Source organism: Schinkia azotoformans LMG 9581 (genome assembly GCF_000307855.1).
Taxonomy (GTDB): Bacteria; Bacillota; Bacilli; order Bacillales; family Bacillaceae_J; genus Schinkia; species Schinkia azotoformans.
In genome coordinates, this window is the sequence record NZ_AJLR01000088.1 from 1 (window position 1) to 644 (window position 644).

Here is a 644-nt window from a genome sequence, read left to right on the forward strand (position 1 = left end):
CCCTCTGATTTCACCTTTCCCTTGAATGATTCCGCCAGTAGGAAAATCGGGTCCAGGTAAAAATTCCATGATTTTTTCTACATCAGCTTTAGGGTGGTCAATCATATGAATGGTTGCATCAATGACTTCGCCAAGATTATGGGGTGGAATATCTGTGGCATAACCGGCTGATATCCCGGTTGAACCATTGACTAAAAGATTTGGAAAAGCAGCTGGTAAAACGGTTGGTTCTTTCTCTGTATCATCAAAGTTCCAAGCCTGACTTACGGTATCTTTCTCAATATCTGATAACAGGTATCCAGAAATTTCTGAAAGACGAGCTTCGGTATAACGCATTGCGGCAGGTGGATCACCATCCATCGAACCGTTATTCCCGTGCATTTCAATTAAAGGTTCGCCCATTTTCCAGTCTTGACTCATCCGAATCATCGCTTCATAAATTGAGCTATCACCGTGTGGGTGAAAATTACCCATGACGTTCCCGACCGATTTGGCTGACTTACGGTAGGACTTATCAAAGGTATTTCCGTCTTTGTTCATCGAATAAAGAATTCGACGCTGTACGGGTTTTAAACCATCACGGATGTCGGGTAGCGCCCGCTCCTGAATGATATTGTACTTGTCTCTACATGATCGACAGAAAC

Annotated in this window: 1 protein-coding gene; it reads right to left on the minus strand. The window is 43.5% G+C overall.

Annotation, left to right across the window (positions count from 1 at the left end; genetic code table 11):
* Nucleotides 1-644: DNA gyrase subunit A (locus BAZO_RS10830; RefSeq protein WP_003331545.1), on the minus strand; the 644-nt coding region annotated here is incomplete at both ends.